Source organism: Pseudomonas sp. SWRI50 (assembly GCF_014269095.1).
Lineage (GTDB): Bacteria > Pseudomonadota > Gammaproteobacteria > Pseudomonadales > Pseudomonadaceae > Aquipseudomonas > Aquipseudomonas kermanshahensis.
On the sequence record NZ_JABWRW010000016.1, the window covers coordinates 81,670 to 101,245 of the forward strand.

The window sequence follows — 19,576 nt, forward strand, 5'->3', positions numbered from 1 at the left end:
ACTGGAGAACACCGATGACCACCGCCGACTTCGCCCGAACCATCCTTCCAGATGAAAAAGCGATCGCTGCGGCCACTGAGTCAAGTCGCCAGATTGCCGCTTTCGTCTCAACGAAGCTGGATACTCAGCGCATTGAGCTCGTAGATGAAAACCAGCAGCGCCAGACCGTTGAACTGCCGACTTTCGCGCTCAGACTGCTCGGCGACATCCTCAACGAACTGGCCTCGGGCAACACCGTTAAGGTGGTGCCTATCCATGCAGAACTTACCACTCAAGAAGGCGCCGACCTGCTCAACGTCTCACGTCCTCATCTGGTCAAGCTGCTGGATGAAGGGCTAATCCCGCACACCAAAACCGGGAGCCACCGCCGCATAAAATTCACCGATCTTATGGCTTACAAAGCCGATCGTGATAAAGCGAGCCAGGCCGCCATGGAAGAACTGGCGGCACAAGCTCAAGCACTTAATATGGGGTATTGATGAGGCACTCACCCTTTACCGTCATTTATGACGCCTGCGTTCTATATCCAGCGCCCTTACGTGATCTGCTGATGCATCTGGCGCTGACGGGTGTGTTTCGCGCTCGCTGGTCCGAGCAAATTCACGATGAGTGGACGCGCAATGTGTTGAAAAACCGCCCTGACGTATCGCCGACACAACTTCATCGCACAGTCGCATTCATGAATCAGGCTATTCCTGACTCCTTGGTGAACGACTATGAGCCGTTGATACATGGGCTGGACCTTCCTGACGAAGACGATCGACACGTCTTGGCGGCAGCAATCAAATGCGGCGCCACGGTGATCGTCACGTACAACCTCAAAGATTTCCCGTCCGAAATCTTGAAACGTTTTGAGATCGAGGCATTGCATCCCGATGTGTTCCTTTCCGACATTTGGGACCTTGACCAAGCAGCCGTGCTCGAGGCCGTCCAGAAGCAGCGCGCGGCACTTAAAAACCCTGTTTACACCCCCCGCGAACTAATGGATTCGCTCCTCAAACAGCGACTCCCAGAGATCGTCAAGCTTCTCTCGAACTACGAACTGCTGATCTGACCATACTGGCCAGGTGCATCCGTCCAACCCTCGCCTGCGACCGCTTCACAATGAGCCTGAAAAACCCCGACGCACACTTATTGCGCTGATCCTGGCTGTCACCGCTAAGCTTGCCCAAGCCGCAGGAAGCGGCCCCATTCCGCGACAATGGAGCGTCCATGTCACTTGCTCTCGTCCACAGCCGCGCCCAGGTCGGCGTGCAGGCACCGGCGGTCAGCGTCGAAACCCACCTGGCCAACGGCCTTCCCCACCTGACCCTGGTCGGCCTGCCCGAAACCACGGTCAAGGAAAGCAAAGACCGGGTCCGCAGTGCCATCGTCAATTCCAGCCTGGATTACCCAGCCAGGCGCATCACGCAAAACCTGGCGCCTGCCGACCTGCCCAAGGATGGCGGGCGTTATGACCTGGCCATTGCCTTGGGCATCCTCGCCGCGAGCGGGCAGGTGCCGGTGGCCACCCTCTGCGACATCGAATGCCTTGGCGAACTGGCGCTGTCCGGCCAGTTGCGCCCCGTGCAGGGCGTGCTACCGGCGGCGCTGGCGGCACGGGAAGCAGGCCGGGCGCTGGTAGTCCCGCGGGAGAACGCCGAGGAAGCAAGCCTGGCAGGCGGGCTGGTGGTGTATGCCGTCGGGCACCTGCTGGAGCTGGTCGCCCACCTGAACGGCCAAGTGCCCTTGCCGCCGTATGCCGCCAATGGCCTGGTCTTGAACAGCCGGCCCTACCCCGACCTCAGCGAGGTACAGGGCCAAATCGCGGCCAAGCGCGCCTTGCTGCTGGCGGCCGCCGGGGCCCATAACCTGCTGTTTACCGGCCCGCCTGGCACCGGCAAGACCTTGCTTGCCAGCCGCCTGCCAGGGCTGTTGCCGCCACTGGACGAGCGCGAAGCGCTGGAGGTGGCAGCCATTCAGTCAGTCAGCGGCCATGCGCCGTTGAACAGCTGGCCGCAACGCCCGTTGCGCCACCCACACCACTCAGCCTCGGGCCCTGCGCTGGTAGGCGGTAGCAGTCGGCCGCAACCCGGCGAGATCACCTTGGCTCACCATGGTGTGCTGTTTCTCGATGAACTGCCCGAATTTGAGCGGCGTGTGCTGGAGGTATTGCGCGAGCCGCTCGAGTCCGGCGAGATCGTGATTGCAAGGGCCCGGGACAAGGTACGTTTCCCTGCGCGGTTCCAGTTGGTGGCCGCGATGAACCCCTGCCCTTGTGGCTATCTGGGCGACCCTACCGGCCGCTGCCGCTGCAGCACCGAACAGATCCAGCGCTATCGCAACAAACTGTCGGGCCCACTGCTGGACCGCATCGACCTGCACCTGACCGTGGCGCGTGAAACCACCACCCTCAACAACCAACCCAGCGGCGAGACCAGCGCCGCTGTCGCCGAACGGGTGGCCGAAGCACGCGAGCTGCAGCAACGCCGACAAGGGTGCGCAAATGCCTTTCTCGACCTCAACGGCTTGCGCCGCCATTGCCCGCTGGAGGCGGCGGACCAAGCCTGGCTGGAGACAGCCTGCGAGCGGTTGACCCTGTCGTTGCGCGCGGCCCATCGGCTGCTGAAAGTGGCACGCACGCTGGCGGATCTGGAAGGTGTGGCGTCGATTACCAGGGCGCACTTGGCCGAGGCGCTGCAGTATCGGCCTGGGAGCTGATCTGAATCCGCGATTTTGGGGCCGCCTTGCGGCCCATCGCGACGCAAGGCCGCGCCTACACGTACAGCGCCCGCCTCCGCCCGGGGGAGGCTGTGCGGCGTTATCGGTCGACCAACGCCGCCTCAACCGCCGCCAGCAACGCCTCTTCAGAAAACGGCTTGCCCAGGCACGCCACCGCCCCATGGCGCTGCGCAGCCTTCAGCGCCATGTCGTCCCAATGCGCCGACATGCAGACGACCGGCAGCCGCCAGCCCCTGCGCGCCAGCTCACGCAGCACGTCTAGCCCGGAAAGCCCAGGCATCTTCAAGTCCAGCAACGCACACCCGGCCTCGCGCGCCAGCGTCGAGGCCAAGAACTCTTCGCCCGAACCAAACAGCAATGCGCCGAAGCCTGTCGCTCGCAGCAGGTTGGCCAGGCTTTTGCGCACAGACGCATCATCGTCGACGATGCACACCCACGCCCTGTCGCGTTCAACCTTGGGGTTCATGCGGCGCCCTGGCCCTCGGCACGGGCCTCGAGCACGTTGTGCATGGCGACCAGTTCGACCAGCGAGCGGGACTGCATCTTGTTCATGATGTTCTTTTTGTGCACCTTGGTCGTCACCTCGCTGGTGCCAATCTCTTTGGCAATCTGTTTGTGCGACAACCCGCCGACCACCAGCGCGAACACCTGCCGCTCACGTTGGGTCAGGCGCGCGTACTTTTCCCTGACTTGCCGTGTATGCCGCCACGCGCGCCCAGCCGTCAGCGCACGGGCACGCAGCGCCGTCAGCAGGGTCAGCAATTGCGTCTCATCAAAGGGCTTGGTCAGGAACTCCACAGCACCCGCACGCATCGCCTGAACGGTCATGGGAATAGTGCCGTGGCCGGTCATGAACACGATCGGCCAGGGCAGGTCGAGCCGACGCACCATCGCCTGCAGCTCCAAACCGCTGGCCTCAGGCAGGTTCATGTCCAGCAACAGGCAGGCATAAGGCGTGTCGGCATGCGCTTCAAGCAGCGCCTCAGCCGAGGCGTACAGGCGATGCACAATGTCGTGCGAGCGAAAGAGGCGCCCCAAGGCGTTGAGCACCGATGGGTCGTCATCCACCACCAGCACGGGCACCGCTGCGCAATCAGCCGCGGGCTCAGCCGTATCGAGGTCGAAGGCTAGCGAAGCGTTGCTCAAGGGTCTCGCCGGCAGGTCGAGGGCCACTTCAGATGCCAGCCGATAGCCGCGGCGTGGCACGGTCTGGATCAGGCCGCGGTCACCGAACGCCTTGCGCAACAAGGAGATCTGCACCTGCAGGTTGTTGTCTTCGACCACCGTGCCGGCCCACACCTGGCTGAACAGCTCGTCCTTGCCAACCACACGGCCTTTGGCGCGGATCAGTGTTGCCAGCACCTCGAAAGCGCGCCCGCCCAACACGATCGGCTTGCCGTCGAGAAACGCTTCTCGTCGCTCCAGCGACACCTGGGCATTGCCAAATCGGATCATGGTCTTCTCGAGTCTCACGGGTCCGGGCGGTTGCGCAGCCCCGTGCAATCTAGGCCAGCGCCCGCATTCATACAATTATCCCGAGGGATAGGTTGGCCTTGGACTATACAAGCGCCCGCCACGGCCAAGGGGACGATAACGGTCAAGATGGTTCCCGTTCCTGCCAAGCCGTCTGGCCCGCGCATGCGCGGGGGGATCGCTGCGTATACTCGCGCCCTTGGATGTGGTTAGCAGGGGGTGCTTGATGCTCGATGAACGCCTCGCTTACAGGCCCATCGATTATGACCAGTCAATCGACGAGGGCTGGTTGAATCGGTGCGACATCACTCGCCTGGGGCAGGAAGGCGAGCTGACCTACTTCCGCCTGTGTGACCCCGGCACGGGGCAGGCCTGGATCGCTGTGCGGGCCCCGATCGAATCCCCTGCTGCCTGCCAGCGCCTGGAGCGCGATTATCGCCTGCGCCTCGACCCGGAGTGGGCGGTGATGCCCTCGGCCTACGTGCGTTCGGCTGAAGGGCCGCTGCTGGTGTATCCGGGCGGCCGCTCGGTCGCCGACCTCATCGCTCAAGGCCCGGCAGCGCTCCCCGGCTTCCTCGACATCGCCGTCAAAGCCGCATCAGCATTGGCGCTGGCACACGCTGCCAACGTACTGCACGGTGCCTTGCAACCCGCGCATATCTGCGTGCAGCACGCGCAGCGGGTGAGGCTTGGCGGGTTTCGCGCGGATGCGCACGCGCTCATCAGCGAGCAAGGCGCCCCCATTGGCAACTGGTCCTACCTGGCGCCGGAACAGATCTGCCCCCTCGGCTCCAGCAGCGACCAACGCAGCGATATCTATGCGCTGGGTGCCATCCTGTACCAGCTTTTGCTGGGCGAGTTGCCGCTCGCCGGGCGCGACACACTGCACTGGCGCCAGCTGCATGCCGGCGTGCAGCCACGGGCGGCCATCGAGGTCGACAACCGCGTGCCGCAGCCGCTCAGCCGCATCCTCGCCAAGGCCCTGGCCAAAGAGCCCGATGCCCGCTACCAGACCGCCCGTGCGCTGGCGGTGGACTTTGCTCACTGCCAGCGGCAGTGGCTGGCGGCCCAGGCCATCGAAGATTTCGAGCCTGGCAGCGCTGACCCCCTTTCGCCCAACCACGAACGCCTTTATGGCCGCACAGCCGAGCAGAAGGTCATCACCCTGCTGCTCAAGGCATTGCGCCGCGACAGCGCGCCCCAGGCCCTGTTCATCAAGGGCGCTACCGGCATGGGCAAGTCCAGCCTGGTACAGGCAGCGCTCAAGGGCGGCGCCGAGGGTTATTGGGCCAGCGGCAAGTGCAACAGCCTGGAACGGGCGGTGCCCTATGGGCCCTGGATCGAGATTCTCGGTTCGCTGACCACCCAATTGCTGGCCAAGAACCGCGATGACCTTGACGCGTTACGCCGTGAAATTCTGCGGCGCATCAAAGGCCGCGGCCGTTTGCTGGGCAAGCTGGCCCCAGACTTGAAGCTGGTGATCGGGCCCATGGCCGAGTTCCCGGAAAAGCCCACACGGCTGGCCTTGCAGAAAGAGCTGCGAGCGATCGTCGAATTCCTGCAGGTGTTCAGCCGCCCCGGGCGACCATTGGCGCTGTTTCTCGATGACATGCAGTGGGCTGACGACGCCACGCTGCACTTGCTTGATGAGCTGCTGGAGCAAGCGCCCAGCAACCTGCTGTTGATCTTCGCCCGGCGCAGCGATGCACCACCCGGCAGCAAGCCCTTGGTTACCCCCGCGTCCATCCGTAGCACCACCCTAGACCTACGCCCCCTCACCGTGGGCGCCGTGATGGAGATGATCAGCGAGCGCTACCACGCCGCGCCTGACGCTGCCTTGCAGCTCGCCGAGCTGGTGCATGCGAAGACCGCTGGCAACCCGTTCTTCATCCACCAGATCCTCGGGGCGATGGTCGAGGACCAGTTGTTCACCTTCGACACCCAGACCATGCGCTGGTCGTGGTCGCTGCCAGCAGTAGCGCAACACCGCTATGCCGACAACGTCGCCGACCTGATGGTCCATCGCCTGGCACGCCTGCCTGAAGCCCAGCGCACTGTGCTGCGCTTTGCCAGCGCCGCGGGTGGCCGATGCGACGAACGCCTGCTGCGCCGCATGCTGCCACTGCCCGCCGAGCAACTGGCCGAACAGCTCAAGGCATTGATTGGCGCGGGCTTCCTGCTGCCGGGGCACAAGGCGCTGGTGTTCTCGCATGATCGCGTACTGGACGCCGCCTACGCACTCACCCCATCGCGCGAGCGGCCGGCGCTGCACGCGCATATTGCCCAAACCATGCGGGCGGCCTGGCAAACGGCTCAACACGACGCGGTGTTCGAAATCGCCAACCAGGTGCAGTTGGCCAGCCCGCATGCATTTGCTGCCAGCGACTGCGAAGGGTTTCTGGTGCTGCTGCAGGAGGCCGCGTTGCGGGCGCGCGACAATGCCGCCTATGAGCAGGCCGCCGGCTACCTGCAGGCGGCCGACGAACTGCTGCGCCTCGGCATCACGCTCGGCAGCCAGGCGAACCACGCCTTTACCATCGCCTGCCTGGCCGCAGAGTGCGACATGCAACTGTCACGCATGCCACAAGCCGAAGTTCGCATCCTCGAATGCCACCAGCGTGCGCTATCGGCGCTCGACAAGGCCCGGGTATGCAAGCTTGAAGCACGCCTGCATACCTTGCGTTCGGACTACCCAGCCGCCATCGCCTGCGCCATCGGCGGCCTTGAGCTGTTGGGCATCACGCTTGCCCAGGGCATCCACCCCGAGCAAGTCGAGGCAGCCTATGGCCGTGTCCACGCCCTGATCGAGAACAAGGGCCGTCATTGCCTGGAATCGTTGCCCAGGGCCGATTCGGAAGACGCGGCGGTGGCAATCGCGCTGCTGGCGACCCTTTCATCATCGTTCTTCGTCAAGGACGACCTCTGCTTCCTGCACCTGGCCAAGATCATGGAGCTGTCATTGCTCCACGGCGTCGCCCCCGGCAGTACTTATGGCCTGGCCTGGTTCGGCGTGATGGCGGCCGAGCGCTTTGCCGCCTACCATGACGGCCATGCTTACTGCCTGGCGGCGCTCAAGCTGATCGAGCGGCACGGTTTCGAGGCCGACTTGACCAGCGCCCTGCTCGCCCTCGACCAGGTCAGCGCCTGGACGGCGCCGATGGAGTTTGCCCGGCGCACGGCACTGGAAGCGGTCGAATCGCCGCGCCTGAGCGGCGACCTGGCGATGGCCTGCTATGCCCGCAATCACCTGGTTTCCGACTCACTGTTCATGGGCCAACCCTTGCAGGAAGTCAGCGGCGAAGTGGAGCAAGGGTTGGGCACCGTTCGCGGCTACGGCTACAGCGATGTCGAACACATCCTCTTGGCCCAGCAAGCGTTCGTCGCTGTCATGACCGGCAGCAGTGGCAGAGTCGGCCTTGCGTCGCGCTTGGGGTGCGAAGCGCCTGCCGAAGCCCGCGTGCACAGCATAAAGTCCTGCACCACGCTGTTCTTCAAGCACCTCTACGCCGGCATGTCGGCCTTTTACCTGGGCGATATCAATCAGGCCGTACACCTACTCGCCAGCGCCGGCAGCCATGCCTGGGCCGCCCCTGCACACATCAACCTGGCCGACTACCACCTGTTCCGCGGCCTGACCCTGGGCAGCCCGGAAGCCCCGGGCAGCGCGATGGGCAAATTGGCTGCGCTGCACGAATTGCGCGAGCGCTTTGCTACGTGGGCGAGCTTCAACCCGGTCACCTTCCGCAACAAGCTTCTGCTGATCGAGGGCGTGATCGCCAAGCTCAGCGGCGATGGCCTGGCCGCCATCCGCTGCTTCGACCAGGCCCAGATCGCCGCCACGGCCGCCGGTTTCATCCATGAGCAGGCCCTGGCCCACGAGCAATTGGCTGAAGTGTGCATCCCCAGTGGCTTGATCTCTGGCGCCAACCTGCACCTGCGCATTGCCCGTGACTGCTTCCACATCTGGGGTGCCACGGGCAAGGTGCGCCAGCTCGAAACCCTGCACCCGTTCTTGCGCACCCAGCCCGTGCAGGAAACCTACCGCTCTGCCAGCCAGGCCAGGCTCGACCTGGAAGTCGGCCTGGAAGCCGCGCGCGCGCTGTCCGAAGAGGTATTGCTAGAGGGCCTGATCGAAACCTTGATGGGCCACCTGACCCAGCACTCCGGCGCCGACCACGGTGCCCTGCTGATCGTCAGCGGCGCCGAGTTCCAGATGGCCGCGCTGGCCTACATCGACGATGCCGGTCTGCACGTGCGCATGGACAATTGCCAGAAGTTCCTGACCCAGGCGCCGCTGTCGATCATCAATGCCACCCTGCGCACCAAGAAACCCATGGTGCTGAACGACGCCCTCAGCGACTGCCCAGAAGCGTTTCGCCAGGAGCTGCACGCACGCAACGCCCGCTCGGTGCTGTGCCTGCCGCTGCTGCTGCAGGGTGTGCTGATCGGCCTGGTCTACCTGGAAAACCGCCTGGTGCCGAACCTGTTCGGCAGCCAGCGCCTGGCCATGCTGGAGATTCTCGCTTCGCAGGCTGCGGTATCGCTGCAAACGGCCAAGTTCTATACGCGCCTGGCCGAGGACAACCAGAGCCGCGCGCAGATGGAGGCCGAGCTGCGCCGCTCACGTGCAGAGCTTGCCCGCAGCGCGCACCTGCAGGTGATGAACGAGTTGTCCGCCTCCATCGCCCACGAGATCAGCCAGCCCCTGCTCGGCATCGCCGCCAATGCGGCCGCCAGCCTGCGCTGGCTCAAGCGCGGCCAGCCCGACCTGGAAGAAGCCATCGCCGGCCTGGAAGATATCCGCAACGACAGTGAACGGGCAGCCAACATCGTCCGCGCACTGCGGTCGCTGGCCAAACAGTCGCCGATGCAACTCAAGCCGGTGAAGCTCGATGCGCTGATTCTGGAAGTGGTGCGCCTGACATCCTCGGATGCCTTGAAAGGCGGCGTGAAGGTGCAAACCCGGTTGCAGGCCGCAACGAGCCTCATGGCCGACCCTGTGCAGTTGCAGCAGCTGATCTACAACCTGATCACCAATGCCCTGGAAGCGCTGGCGGGGTTCCGCGACGATGGCCTGTTGCGCATCACGTCTGCCGTGGTCGAGGCGGGGGTGGAGATTTGCGTGGACGACAATGGGCCAGGGATTGCGCCAGAGGAGCTGGAGCGGGTGTTTGGTGCGTTCTACACCACCAAGAGTGGCGGACTGGGGATGGGGCTGGCGATCTGCAGCTCGGTGATTCAGGCCCATGGTGGGCAGTTGCAGGCTCAGGTTTCGGAGTTGGGCGGGTGCCGGATCAGGTTGACGGTGCCGGTTCGGGCGGATGATTGACCTGTTTTAGCCTATCCGCGAATGGCTGCGCAGCAGCTCCAACCCAACATCGAAATATTTTGGGAAACATCCCACGTAGATAGCGGACGGCATCACCGCGCAAATTCAGGTCCCTGAGAACAGACTGGGCGTCCGGAAATTCTTCAGGAGTACTTGGATGCGCCATTCTATAGTTGACTTGAAAAGTGTAAGGCGTGGCCTTACGATCAGTTCTCTATGATCAAGAGTTTCAGGCAACTGGCGTCTTGTGTTCCGCTTCGTTGGTACCGACGTGGAACTTGTCGATTATCTGGACTACCACTAGGAAGCTGAAACCCATGCCTATGTATGATCCACCCCATCCCGGTGAGTCTCTGCGCGAAGACGTTTTGCCTGCTATAGGCATGAGTGTCTCGGGGCTTGCACGCCATCTCGGCTATTCGCGGGGGCAACTGTCCACCGTACTCAATGGGCGTGCCGCCCTATCTGCGGACCTGGCTTATCGTCTTGAACTGGCGGGCCTCGGCGATGCGCGGCAGTACCTTGCCGAACAGGCGGCTTATGATCTCTGGCAAGCCGCGAACCGTGAGCACCCCCAGATTACGCGGCTGGTGTTTGCCTGAAACTCAATCCGCATCCGAATCAAACAACCGCTCCAACTCCACCCGCGCTTCCTTCGCCGTCTGCATCACCTTGGCCCGGTCATCGCGCACCTGCCCCTGCGCCTCCAGCACTTCTTCGTCATGCTGGGTGAACCGCGCAATACGGTCCGCCGCTTGTTCGTCACTCAACCCTAACCCCACCAGCGCACGGCGGGTCAGCTCCAGGCTTGAGTAGAACGTCTCGCGAATGGGCTCGGCACCCACGTCCACCAGCTTGTGCACATGCTGGCGGTTTCGTGCCCGGGCCAGCACTTTCAGGTGCGGGTACAGGCGCTTGACCCGCTCCGCCGTGCGGGTGGTGACTTCCGGGTCGTCGGTGGTGATCACGAAGTATTCCGCCTCGCCCACCTTGGCCGCATGCAGCACTTCGGGGCGCAGGGGGTCGCCGTAGAACACTGGGGCCTGCTCGAACATGCGGGTCATCTCGATGGCGTCCACCGAGGTTTCCAGGGCGATGAAGGGGATCTTCTGGGCACGCAGGATGCGCGAGACGATCTGCCCCATGCGGCCCATGCCTACGATCACCACGCGCGGTGCATCGGTCTGGATCTGCTTGTACTGTTCGGGCACTTCACGCTGCGGTTGCGGGCGCTTGAGGGCACGGGCGCAGCCGAGCATCAACAGGGGCGTGATGGCCATCGACAAGGTGATGGTCATCATCAGCAGGTCGTAGGTCTGGGTGTCGAACAAGCCTTGGTCCTTGCCCAGCTTGAACACAACGAAGGCGAACTCGCCACCCGCCGCCAGCACCATGCCCAAGCGCAGGGCGCTGGCGCTATTGAGGCCGCCGGCGAGCCGGCCGACCACTATCAGCAAGGTCAGCTTGACCGCGATCAGCAGCAGGGTCAGGCCCAGCAGCACCAGCGGCATTTCCAGCAGCAGGCTGAGGTTGGCGCCCATGCCGACACTGATGAAGAACAGCCCCAGCAACAGCCCTTTGAACGGTTCGATCTGCGATTCCAGCTCATGCCGGTACTCCGAGTCGGCCAGCAACAGGCCGGCCAGGAATGCACCCAAGGCCATGGAGATACCGGCCTCTTCCATCAGCCAGGCGGTGCCGATCACCACCAGCAGTGCGGTGGCGGTTGAAACTTCTGGCAGGCCGGTGCGAGCGACGATGCGGAACACCGGGCGCAGTAAGTAGCGGCCGCCCACGATGACCACGGCGATGCTGGCGAACACCTTCAGTGCATGTTCAAGGTTGTCACCGTGGCCGGTATCCGGGCCACTGGCGGCCAGCAGCGGGACCAGGGCAATCAGCGGAATGGCAGCGATGTCCTGGAACAGCAGGATGGCGAACGCCAGGCGACCGTGCGGCGCGTTGAGCTGCTTGCTTTCGGCCAGGCTCTGCAGGCCCAGGGCGGTGGATGACAGCGCCAGGCCCAGGCCCAGCACCAAGGCGGCGGCCAGTGACTGGGCGAAGCCGAACAGGGCGATGGCGCCAATCACTGCGCCGGTCAGCAGTACCTGCGCAGCGCCCACGCCGAACACCGACTTGCGCATCAGCCACAAACGCTTGGGCGACAGTTCCAGGCCGATGATGAACAACAGCAGCACCACGCCCAGTTCCGAGATGTGCGCGACGCTTTCGGTATCGCGGATCAGCCCCAGTGCCTGCGGGCCGATGGCCACGCCGGCCAGCAGGTAGCCGATCACGGCGCCCAGTTGCAGGCGCTTGGCCAGGGGAACAGCAAGGACCGCAGCGAGCAGGAAGATCACCGCGGTTTGCAGAAGGCTGCCTTCGTGTGGCATTGGCTCGTACTCCATGAGCTGCCGGGGCAGCGTTGAACAATGTGGCCGGCAATTCTGGGCATTGTGCGGGTGTCAGACAATCCGGCTTGCAGGAGAAACATTGTCCCGCTTAACAAGACAATCAGCTGATCGCACGCGCATCGGCTCAGCTTTCGCCAAACTGCGCCCGGTACTGTGCTGGCGTCATGCCGATGCGCTCGCAAAACACCTTGCGCATATGCCGATCACTGCCAAACCCACAGCGGGCCGCCACCACCTTCAACGGCAGGTCGCTGCCTTCGAGCAGTTTGCGCGCCTGGTCGATGCGCGCATTTTGCAGGTACTGCAACGGCGTGATGCCGACCTCACGCTGGAATGTACGGGCAAAGTTGCGGCTGCTCATGGCCACCAGGTCGGCCATTTTCTGCACGGTAAAGGCCTGGTCGATATGGTCGACGATATAGGCCTGCACCCGCGCGGTTGGCGAATCATCACGCGGCACGGCCGCCAGCAACGGCCCATACGGGGTTTGCCCGCCCTGACGATGGCGAGCGACCAGCAGCACCTTGGCCACTTCCAGGGCCAGGGCCTTGCCGTGGTCTTCGGCGACCACGGCCAGCGCCAGGTCGATACCGGCGGTGATGCCGCCCGAGGTGATCAGGCAGCGGTCGATCACGTAGATCTGTTCGGTCTCGACGTTCGCCTCAGGGAAGGCCCGCGCCAGCCGTTCGACATAGTTCCAGTGGGTGGTGCAGCGATAGCCGCCGAGCAGGCCGGCCCGGCCCAGCAAGAACACGCCGGTGCAGATGGCGCCAAATCGCTTGGCCCCGCGCACGGCCTGTGGCAGCCAGTGCTCAAGGCCCGGCAGAGCGACGTCATAGGCCCCTGGGCCGCCGGGTACCAGCAACAGGTCGACGGCTTCGGGCAGCTCTTCCAGGCGCAGGTCGGCCATCACCCTCAGCCCGCATGAGCCGCGCACCATACCCTGGCCTTCGGCCAAGGTGATCAGCCGGTACTGCCGCTCAGCGGGCAAAAACCGGTTGGCGATGGCAAAGGCGTCCATGGGGCCGGTGACATCCAGCAACAGCACATCATTGAACAGCACCATCGCCACGGTGCGGTGGGCGGGATTTTCCTGCATGCCTCTTTCGCCTTGAATGCGGGCCGCCGGGAGCGGCCTGAAACTGAATACGCGCGCATCTTAAGGTATTGGTATAGCGGTCAGGGCCAGCACTGCACAATTAAGAACTCTTCAGGTTTGGCTCAGGACTTTGTCATGTCGCGGGGGCGAGACTTTCCTCATTGAACAGGAGAGTCGCCATGAGCCCTCTGACGATCCACAGCACCTCACCGGCCCCAGGCGCGCTGACCCCTGCGCGGCTGCGCCAGGCCAAGGAACTGATGCTGCACAGCCCTTTGTCGATCATCGAGATCGCCGGTGTGTGCAACCTGACCCGCAGCCATTTTTCGCGCGCGTTTAAGGTCAACACCGGTTTGTCGCCCCAGGCCTGGCGCCTGCTGGCGCGCATGGAGAAGGCCAAGCGCCTGCTGGCCACCGAGGTGCCGATCACCCATGTCAGCCTCGAATGTGGTTTCTGCGACCAGTCCCATTTCACCCGGGCATTCAGCCGCCTGGTCGGCCAGCCGCCCAAAGCGTGGCGGTTGACCACGCAAGGTGCCGCATCCGGCCCGCATTCTTAAGCGCCCTTTATCCATTGGTATACCACCTTCGGGTAGTACACCTGAGTTTCACACCCTAAGCCCAATGCAAGGAGTTACCCTCATGAGCCAACCGGATTACAAGCGCCTGAACAAAGACGACGCCGTGGTGTTGCTGGTCGACCACCAGACCGGCCTGATCTCCCTGGTGCAGGACTTCTCGCCCAACGAGTTCAAGAACAACGTACTGGCCCTGGGCGACCTGGCCAAGTTCTTCGGCCTGCCGACCATCCTCACCACCAGCTTCGAACAAGGCCCCAACGGCCCGCTGGTGCCCGAGCTGAAAGAGATGTTCCCGGACGCGCCGTACATTGCCCGCCCTGGCCAGATCAACGCCTGGGACAACGAAGACTTCGTCAAGGCGATCAAGGCGACAGGCCGCAAGCAGCTGATCATCGCCGGCGTGGTCACTGACGTGTGCGTGGCCTTCCCGACCTTGTCGGCGCTGGCTGAAGGCTTCGAGGTGTTCGTGGTGACCGACGCTTCCGGTACCTTCAACGAAACCGTGCAGCAGGCCGCGTGGGTACGCATGACCCAAGCAGGCGCACACATGATGAACTGGTTCTCGGTGGCCTGTGAGCTGCACCGCGACTGGCGCAACGACATCGAAGGGCTGGGCAATCTGCTGTCGCAGCGGATTCCCAACTACCGCAACCTGATGAACAGCTATGCGGCGTTGAGCGCTCGCTGATCCACGCCTGCACAGCGACAAAAAAGCCGGCGCCCTCACAGGGCGCCGGCCTTTTCGTTTGCCACTAGCGGGTGATTACTTACCCGCCGTCAGCGCGTTGTAGCTGGTCATCAAATTCCGATAATCCGGAATGTGGTTGGAGCACAGTGCCGCCAACCCTTCGACGTCATTGCGCCAGTCGCGGTGCAACTCACAGGCCACGCCGAACCAGGTCATCAGCTGCGCACCGGCACGGCTCATGCGGTCATGGGCGGCATCGCGGGTCATTGCATTGAAGGTGCCGGAAGCGTCGGTCACCACGAACACCTCGAACTCTTCTTCCAAGGCTGCCAGCGCCGGGAATGCCACACAGACCTCGGTCACTACACCGGCGATGATCAGCTGCTTCTTGCCAGTGGCCTTCACTGCCTTGACGAAATCTTCGTTGTCCCAGGCGTTGATCTGGCCTGGGCGGGCAATGTACGGAGCCTCTGGGAACAGCGCTTTCAGCTCGGGCACCAGCGGGCCGTTGGGGCCTTGCTCGAAGCTGGTGGTAAGGATGGTTGGCAGGTTGAAGAACTTGGCCAGGTCCGCCAGGGCCAGTACGTTGTTCTTGAATTTGTCCGGCTCGATGTCACGGACCAGGGACAACAGGCCAGCCTGGTGGTCGACCAGCAGCACAGCGGCGTCATCTTTGTTCAGGCGGTTGTAGGTGAATTTGCTCATGGTCCGTGCTCCTAAAAGGTTTTCGATGTTTTCAGTAAGTGGGGTGTTTCGCGTTGATGGGCACAGATTAAATTCATCACCTTTGCTGCGGTAGACTGCGAAAATTGCCTTTAGCGTTCCATTTGGAGAACGATCATTGGAAGACCTCAACTCCCTCTACTACTTCACCCAAGTCGTCGAGCACGGCGGCTTCGCCCCGGCCGGGCGGGCGCTGGACATGCCCAAGTCAAAACTCAGCCGGCGCATTGCCGACCTTGAGGACCGCCTGGGCGTGCGCCTGCTGCACCGCACCAGCCGGCACTGCTCGTTGACCGAAATTGGCCAGGCCTACTACAACCGCTGCCTGGCCATGCGCGTGGAAGCCGAGGGCGCGGCGGAGATCATCGAGCGCAACCGCAGCGAGCCTCGCGGCCTGGTGCGCATCAGCTGCCCGACCACCCTGCTCAACTCCTGGGTCGGGCCAATGCTGACCCGTTACATGCTCAAGTACCCGCAGGTGGAGCTGTTCATCGAAAGCACCAACCGCCGCGTCGACCTGCTGCACGAAGGCTTCGACGTCGCGCTGCGCGTGCGCTTTCCGCCACTGGAAAACACCGACATGGTGATGAAGGTGCTGAGCAACAGCACCCAGTGCCTGGTGGGGCATCCGCAGTACCTGGCGCAACTGCCCGAAGGCTTCGACCCGCAGCTGCTTGGCACGCTGCCCAGCGTGCATTGGGGCAGCGCCCAGCGTGAGTACCAATGGGAGCTGTTCCAGGGCGAGGACATGAGCCGCAGCATCGTGATCCCCCACACGCCGCGCATGGTCACCGACGACCTGTTCGCGCTGCGGCATTTTGTAGTGGCCGGGGTTGGCATCGCGCACTTGCCACGGGTCGCCGTGCGCGAAGACTTGGCCGAGGGCCGGCTGGTGGAGTTGCTGCCGGAGTGGCACCCGCGGTGCGGCATCGTGCATGCGATCTTCCCGTCACGGCGCGGGTTGTTGCCGTCGGTGCGGTCGCTGATCGATCACCTGGCCGAGGAGTTCGCGATCAGCGACATGGCCTGAGTCAGTTGCTGTCAGTACCGGCCTCTTCGCGGGCCCAGCGCCCTGGAGACCACGCGGTCCCTGTGGAAGCGGGCTTGCCCCGCGAAGAGGCCAGCACACCCTTACAAGACCTTGGCCTACGCTTGCCTCACAGTCTCGGATCATCCACCCCGGAGCCCTCATGATCCGCGCCAATCACGGACCAGGCCGCGCCCTGCTCGCCTCCCTCGCCCTCTGCCCCGCATTCAGCCAGGCAGATGAACCCGGCTGGTCGCTGCTCAGCCGCAACTACTTCCTGCACAGCGACTTCCGCTCGCCTTCCGGCAGCGGCCAAAACTATCGCCAGGAATGGGCACAAGGCTTCATCGGTGAAATCCGTTCGGGGTTCACCGAAGGCACGGTGGGTGTTGGCATCGACGCGCATGGCTTTCTCGGCCTCAAGCTAGACGGTGGCCGCGGCCATGCCGGTACCGGCTTGCTGCCGCGTGACAGCGGTGGCCGTGCCGAGTCCGACTATTCCAGCGCCGGTGCAGCCCTCAAGCTACGCCTGGGCAATACCCTGCTGCGCTACGGCGAGATGACTGTCGAGACACCGGTGTTCGACACCGGCGACAAACGCCTGCACCCCGAATACGCCACGGGTTGGTTGCTGGAGAACACCGACCTGCCCGATTGGCGCCTGCAGGCGGGCCGCTTCACTGCGTTCAACAACCAGGACAACAGTTCGACCCACGACGATTTCGCCGGCTACGGCGCCACCACCCATGGCCGCGCTATCAGCCTGGCCGGCGCCACGTTCGCCCCCGATGGCCCGTTCGGCGGTACGCTGTACACCAGCCAGCTGCAAGACACCTGGCGCCAGGCCTACCTCAATCTCAACCTGGCCGAGGGCAATTGGCGCCTGGACGGCAACCTCTACAAAACCCGCGATACCGGCAACGCCAGCGCTGGCGCCATCGACACCACCGCCTACAGCCTGGCGGGCAAATACCGCTTCGGTGCCCAGGCGCTGACCCTGGCCTACCAGAAGGTCGAGGGCGATACCCCCTTCGACTTCGTCGGCGGCGACTCCATCTACCTGGCCAACTCGATCAAGTACGCCGACTTCAACGGCCCCGGCGAGCGTTCGTGGCAACTGCGTTACGACCTCGACTTCGCCACCCTCGGCATGCCCGGCCTGAGCCTGATGGGCCGCTATGTCAGCGGCCGCGGTGTCGATGGCACGCATGCCCCGGCAGGTGGCGCCTACACCGCGCAACAGGGCCAGGGCGGGCGCCACTGGGAGCGCGATGTCGACCTCAAGTACGTGGTGCAGTCCGGCGCCGCCAAAGACCTCAGCCTGGCGCTGTCCCACGTCAGCCACCGCGCCAACCAAGCCCAGGCGGGCGATGATATCGACCGCTTCTACGTGATCATCGAATACCCGCTCAAAGGCGGCTTTTGAACAAAAAAGGGGCCTCTACGGGCCCCTTTCCTCATGTCAACTTAGAACGCAAAACACGAACACCCCAACGCCCCCCAGAACCCTTGGAAGTCGTTCACCGGCACGCTGGAATGCCGCGCCTTTTCGTGGCTGTGTGCATGCACCCCACACGGCCCGCTGCACTGGTGCACCGCCGCGGCCAGCGATGGCGTACCCACACGCCAGTGCCCTGGCACCTTGGCCACCGGCGACCATTCCGGCAGTACCGGTACCTGCGGTGGGCCGAGCCTGTCGAACTCGCCAGCAGCGTACACGACCTTGCCGTCAACGATGGTCAGCACCGACTCGATGCCCTTGATCGCTTCTTCCTCAACACTGAAGAAGTCCAGCGACAACGCCGCCAAGTCCGCCAACTGGCCAACCTTGATCTGGCCCTTCTTGCCCTGCTCGCTGGAGAACCAGGCGCTGCCCTGCGTGAACAATTGCAGCGCGGTGTCGCGGCTCAGGCCCTCGGGGTACAGCTCCATGCCGCCGACGGTTTTGCCGCTGACCAGCCAGTACAGCGAAGTCCACGGGTTGTAGCTGGAGACGCGGGTTGCGTCGGTACCGGCCCCAACCGGCACGCCCATGTCGAGCATGCGCTGGATCGGCGGAGTCTGCTCGGCAGCCTTGGCGCCGTAGCGGTCGACGAAGTACTCACCCTGGAAGGCCATGCGGTCCTGGATGGCGATACCGCCGCCCAAGGCGCGCACGCGCTCGATGTTCTGCGGGGTGATGGTCTCGGCGTGGTCGAAGAACCACGGCAGGCCATTGAACGGAATGTCGCGGTTGACCTTCTCGAACACATCCAGCATGCGCGTGATGGATTCGTTGTAGGTGGCGTGCAGGCGGAACGGCCAGCGCTGCTCGACCAGGTGGCGTACCACCGGTTCCAGCTCTTCTTCCATGGTTTGCGGCAGGTCCGGGCGCGGCTCGAGGAAGTCCTCGAAGTCGGCCGCGGAGAACACCAGCATCTCACCCGCGCCGTTATGGCGCAGGAAGTCGGTGCCGCTGTGCAGCTTGACGCTGGAGGTCCACTTCTTGAAGTCGTCGAGTTCTTCCTTGGGCTTCTGGGTGAACAGGTTGTAAGCGATACGCACGGTCAGCTGGTTGTTGTCTGCCAGCTCCTGGATCACCGAGTAATCGTCGGGGAAGTTCTGGTAGCCGCCCCCCGCATCGATGGCGCTGGTCAGGCCCAGGCGGTTGAGCTCACGCATGAACTGGCGGGTCGAGTTGACCTGGTACTCCAGCGGCAGCTTCGGCCCTTTGGCCAGGGTGGCGTAGAGGATCATCGCGTTAGGGCGGGCGATGAGCATGCCGGTCGGCTCGCCGAACTTGTTGCGCTGGATCTCGCCACCCGGCGGGTTCGGCGTGTCCTTGGTGTAACCCACGGCTTTGAGCGCGGCGCGGTTGAGCAGCGCGCGGTCGTACAGGTGCAGCAGGAACACTGGGGTATCGGGCGCGGCCTGGTTGATTTCTTCCAGGGTCGGCATGCGCTTTTCAGCGAACTGGAACTCGTTCCAGCCACCGACCACACGCACCCACTGCGGGGTCGGGGTACGGGCGGCTTGGTCCTTGAGCATGCGCAGGGCATCGGCTACCGAAGGTACGCCTTCCCAGCGCAGCTCCAGGTTGTAGTTCAGGCCACCGCGGATCAGGTGCAGGTGGGAGTCGTTCAGGCCCGGGATGACCGTGCGCTGCTTGAGGTCGATGATCTGCGTGGTGGCGCTTTTGTGGGCCATGGCTTCGGCGTCGCTGCCGACGGCGATGAAGCGGCCGTCCTTGATGGCGACGGCGGTGGCGGTGGGCTTCTCACGGTCGACAGTGTGCAGTTTGCCATTGAACAGAATGAGGTCGGCGGTCATGGAGCCTCCTTGAGTGGATGCATGGGCGGAACCGGCGGAGCCGGCGAAGGGCAATGCGGACCAGAGCGCGCCGGCGGCACCGAGCACGGTGCTGGTGGCGAGGAACTGGCGACGGCTCTTGTCGTTAGGGTCCTGGGACATGGTCTTCTCCGTCTGGGTGCGGCAGCGGCAAGCGCAACTGCGGAGCATGCCGGCTCAAGCCTGGTCAGGGA

General features: G+C 63.8%; 15 protein-coding genes and 1 pseudogene. 10 read left to right on the forward strand and 6 right to left on the reverse strand.

Annotated features, from left to right (window positions below; translation table 11 throughout):
- Window positions 1-14 precede the first annotated feature (14 nt).
- From HU750_RS17615 to HU750_RS17625, 3 genes are all read left to right on the forward strand, one after another.
- Window positions 15-479 carry a helix-turn-helix domain-containing protein gene (locus tag HU750_RS17615; protein WP_027592200.1) on the forward strand — a complete coding sequence of 155 codons (465 nt, stop codon included), beginning with the start codon at window positions 15-17 and terminating at the stop codon, window positions 477-479.
- Window positions 479-1,054: a VapC50 family PIN domain-containing toxin gene (locus HU750_RS17620; protein ID WP_085272185.1), complete on the forward strand. Its 576-nt coding sequence runs from the start codon at window positions 479-481 to the stop codon at window positions 1,052-1,054. The genes HU750_RS17615 and HU750_RS17620 overlap by 1 nt, the downstream gene beginning before the upstream one ends.
- Before the next feature lie 158 nt (window positions 1,055-1,212).
- Window positions 1,213-2,700: a YifB family Mg chelatase-like AAA ATPase gene (locus HU750_RS17625; RefSeq protein ID WP_186681448.1), complete on the forward strand. Its 1,488-nt coding sequence runs from the start codon at window positions 1,213-1,215 to the stop codon at window positions 2,698-2,700.
- Between the two features lie 100 nt (window positions 2,701-2,800).
- Here HU750_RS17625 and HU750_RS17630 read toward each other — a convergent pair whose 3' ends face one another.
- Together HU750_RS17630 and HU750_RS17635 are read right to left on the reverse strand one after the other, a co-directional pair.
- Window positions 2,801-3,154 carry a response regulator gene (locus HU750_RS17630; RefSeq protein ID WP_186681496.1) on the reverse strand — a complete coding sequence of 118 codons (354 nt, stop codon included), beginning with the start codon at window positions 3,152-3,154 and terminating at the stop codon, window positions 2,801-2,803.
- 29 nt (window positions 3,155-3,183) lie between these two features.
- Complete coding sequence (locus HU750_RS17635; protein WP_186681450.1) at window positions 3,184-4,176, reverse strand: response regulator; 993 nt, start codon at window positions 4,174-4,176, stop codon at window positions 3,184-3,186.
- Between the two features lie 244 nt (window positions 4,177-4,420).
- On the opposite strand from HU750_RS17635, the gene HU750_RS17640 reads away from it, so the two are divergent.
- From HU750_RS17640 to HU750_RS17645, 3 genes and pseudogenes are all read left to right on the forward strand, one after another.
- Window positions 4,421-9,523 (forward strand): trifunctional serine/threonine-protein kinase/ATP-binding protein/sensor histidine kinase, encoded by a 5,103-nt coding sequence (locus HU750_RS17640; RefSeq protein WP_186681452.1) that lies wholly within the window; start codon window positions 4,421-4,423, stop codon window positions 9,521-9,523.
- A 226-nt stretch (window positions 9,524-9,749) separates the two neighbouring features.
- Window positions 9,750-9,827 (forward strand): annotated as a pseudogene (locus HU750_RS27210) (type II toxin-antitoxin system RelE/ParE family toxin); the annotation flags it as partial.
- Between the two features lie 13 nt (window positions 9,828-9,840).
- The gene (locus tag HU750_RS17645) at window positions 9,841-10,125 is read left to right on the forward strand and encodes a HigA family addiction module antitoxin (RefSeq protein ID WP_099430780.1); all 285 of its coding nucleotides are present in this window, start codon (window positions 9,841-9,843) and stop codon (window positions 10,123-10,125) included.
- Window positions 10,126-10,128: 3 nt separating this feature from the next.
- Here HU750_RS17645 and HU750_RS17650 read toward each other — a convergent pair whose 3' ends face one another.
- Window positions 10,129-11,916 (reverse strand): monovalent cation:proton antiporter-2 (CPA2) family protein, encoded by a 1,788-nt coding sequence (locus HU750_RS17650; protein ID WP_186681454.1) that lies wholly within the window; start codon window positions 11,914-11,916, stop codon window positions 10,129-10,131.
- Window positions 11,917-12,061: 145 nt separating this feature from the next.
- A complete protein-coding gene (locus HU750_RS17655) occupies window positions 12,062-13,036 on the reverse strand; it encodes a GlxA family transcriptional regulator (protein ID WP_099455700.1) in 975 nt (324 codons plus the stop codon).
- Between the two features lie 179 nt (window positions 13,037-13,215).
- Between HU750_RS17655 and HU750_RS17660 the strand changes: the two genes are divergently transcribed.
- Window positions 13,216-13,596: a helix-turn-helix domain-containing protein gene (locus tag HU750_RS17660; RefSeq protein WP_186681456.1), complete on the forward strand. Its 381-nt coding sequence runs from the start codon at window positions 13,216-13,218 to the stop codon at window positions 13,594-13,596.
- A gap of 82 nt (window positions 13,597-13,678) precedes the next feature.
- Window positions 13,679-14,305: an isochorismate family cysteine hydrolase YcaC gene (gene ycaC / locus HU750_RS17665; protein ID WP_027592192.1), complete on the forward strand. Its 627-nt coding sequence runs from the start codon at window positions 13,679-13,681 to the stop codon at window positions 14,303-14,305.
- Window positions 14,306-14,380: 75 nt separating this feature from the next.
- On the opposite strand, the gene ycaC (HU750_RS17670) is transcribed toward ycaC (HU750_RS17665), so the two are convergent.
- A complete protein-coding gene (gene ycaC, locus HU750_RS17670; protein ID WP_099430781.1) occupies window positions 14,381-15,010 on the reverse strand; it encodes an isochorismate family cysteine hydrolase YcaC in 630 nt (209 codons plus the stop codon).
- A gap of 136 nt (window positions 15,011-15,146) precedes the next feature.
- Here ycaC (HU750_RS17670) and HU750_RS17675 point away from each other — a divergent pair, with 136 nt between their 5' ends.
- Both HU750_RS17675 and HU750_RS17680 read left to right on the forward strand, forming a co-directional pair.
- Entirely contained in the window at window positions 15,147-16,058 is a 912-nt protein-coding gene (locus HU750_RS17675; protein WP_027592190.1) for a LysR substrate-binding domain-containing protein, read from the forward strand.
- Window positions 16,059-16,218: 160 nt separating this feature from the next.
- On the forward strand, window positions 16,219-17,481 hold the full coding sequence (locus tag HU750_RS17680; protein ID WP_186681459.1) for an OprD family porin: 1,263 nt from the start codon (window positions 16,219-16,221) through the stop codon (window positions 17,479-17,481).
- 41 nt (window positions 17,482-17,522) lie between these two features.
- Here the strand turns inward: HU750_RS17680 and HU750_RS17685 are convergent, their stop codons facing one another.
- Window positions 17,523-19,364 carry an amidohydrolase gene (locus HU750_RS17685; protein ID WP_186681499.1) on the reverse strand — a complete coding sequence of 614 codons (1,842 nt, stop codon included), beginning with the start codon at window positions 19,362-19,364 and terminating at the stop codon, window positions 17,523-17,525.
- Window positions 19,365-19,576: the final 212 nt, after the last annotated feature.

What these genes read in the sequence shown, in the direction of transcription:
- HU750_RS17615 (WP_027592200.1), top strand. Translation starts at nt 15, where the DNA reads ATGACCACCGCCGACTTCGCCCGAACCATCCTTCCAGATGAAAAAGCG.
- HU750_RS17620 (WP_085272185.1), top strand. Translation starts at nt 479, where the DNA reads ATGAGGCACTCACCCTTTACCGTCATTTATGACGCCTGCGTTCTATAT.
- HU750_RS17625 (WP_186681448.1), top strand. Translation starts at nt 1,213, where the DNA reads ATGTCACTTGCTCTCGTCCACAGCCGCGCCCAGGTCGGCGTGCAGGCA.
- HU750_RS17635 (WP_186681450.1), bottom strand. Translation starts at nt 4,176, where the DNA reads ATGATCCGATTTGGCAATGCCCAGGTGTCGCTGGAGCGACGAGAAGCG.
- HU750_RS17640 (WP_186681452.1), top strand. Translation starts at nt 4,421, where the DNA reads ATGCTCGATGAACGCCTCGCTTACAGGCCCATCGATTATGACCAGTCA.
- HU750_RS17645 (WP_099430780.1), top strand. Translation starts at nt 9,841, where the DNA reads ATGCCTATGTATGATCCACCCCATCCCGGTGAGTCTCTGCGCGAAGAC.
- HU750_RS17650 (WP_186681454.1), bottom strand. Translation starts at nt 11,916, where the DNA reads ATGCCACACGAAGGCAGCCTTCTGCAAACCGCGGTGATCTTCCTGCTC.
- HU750_RS17655 (WP_099455700.1), bottom strand. Translation starts at nt 13,036, where the DNA reads ATGCAGGAAAATCCCGCCCACCGCACCGTGGCGATGGTGCTGTTCAAT.
- HU750_RS17660 (WP_186681456.1), top strand. Translation starts at nt 13,216, where the DNA reads ATGAGCCCTCTGACGATCCACAGCACCTCACCGGCCCCAGGCGCGCTG.
- ycaC (WP_027592192.1), top strand. Translation starts at nt 13,679, where the DNA reads ATGAGCCAACCGGATTACAAGCGCCTGAACAAAGACGACGCCGTGGTG.
- ycaC (WP_099430781.1), bottom strand. Translation starts at nt 15,010, where the DNA reads ATGAGCAAATTCACCTACAACCGCCTGAACAAAGATGACGCCGCTGTG.
- HU750_RS17680 (WP_186681459.1), top strand. Translation starts at nt 16,219, where the DNA reads ATGATCCGCGCCAATCACGGACCAGGCCGCGCCCTGCTCGCCTCCCTC.
- HU750_RS17685 (WP_186681499.1), bottom strand. Translation starts at nt 19,364, where the DNA reads ATGACCGCCGACCTCATTCTGTTCAATGGCAAACTGCACACTGTCGAC.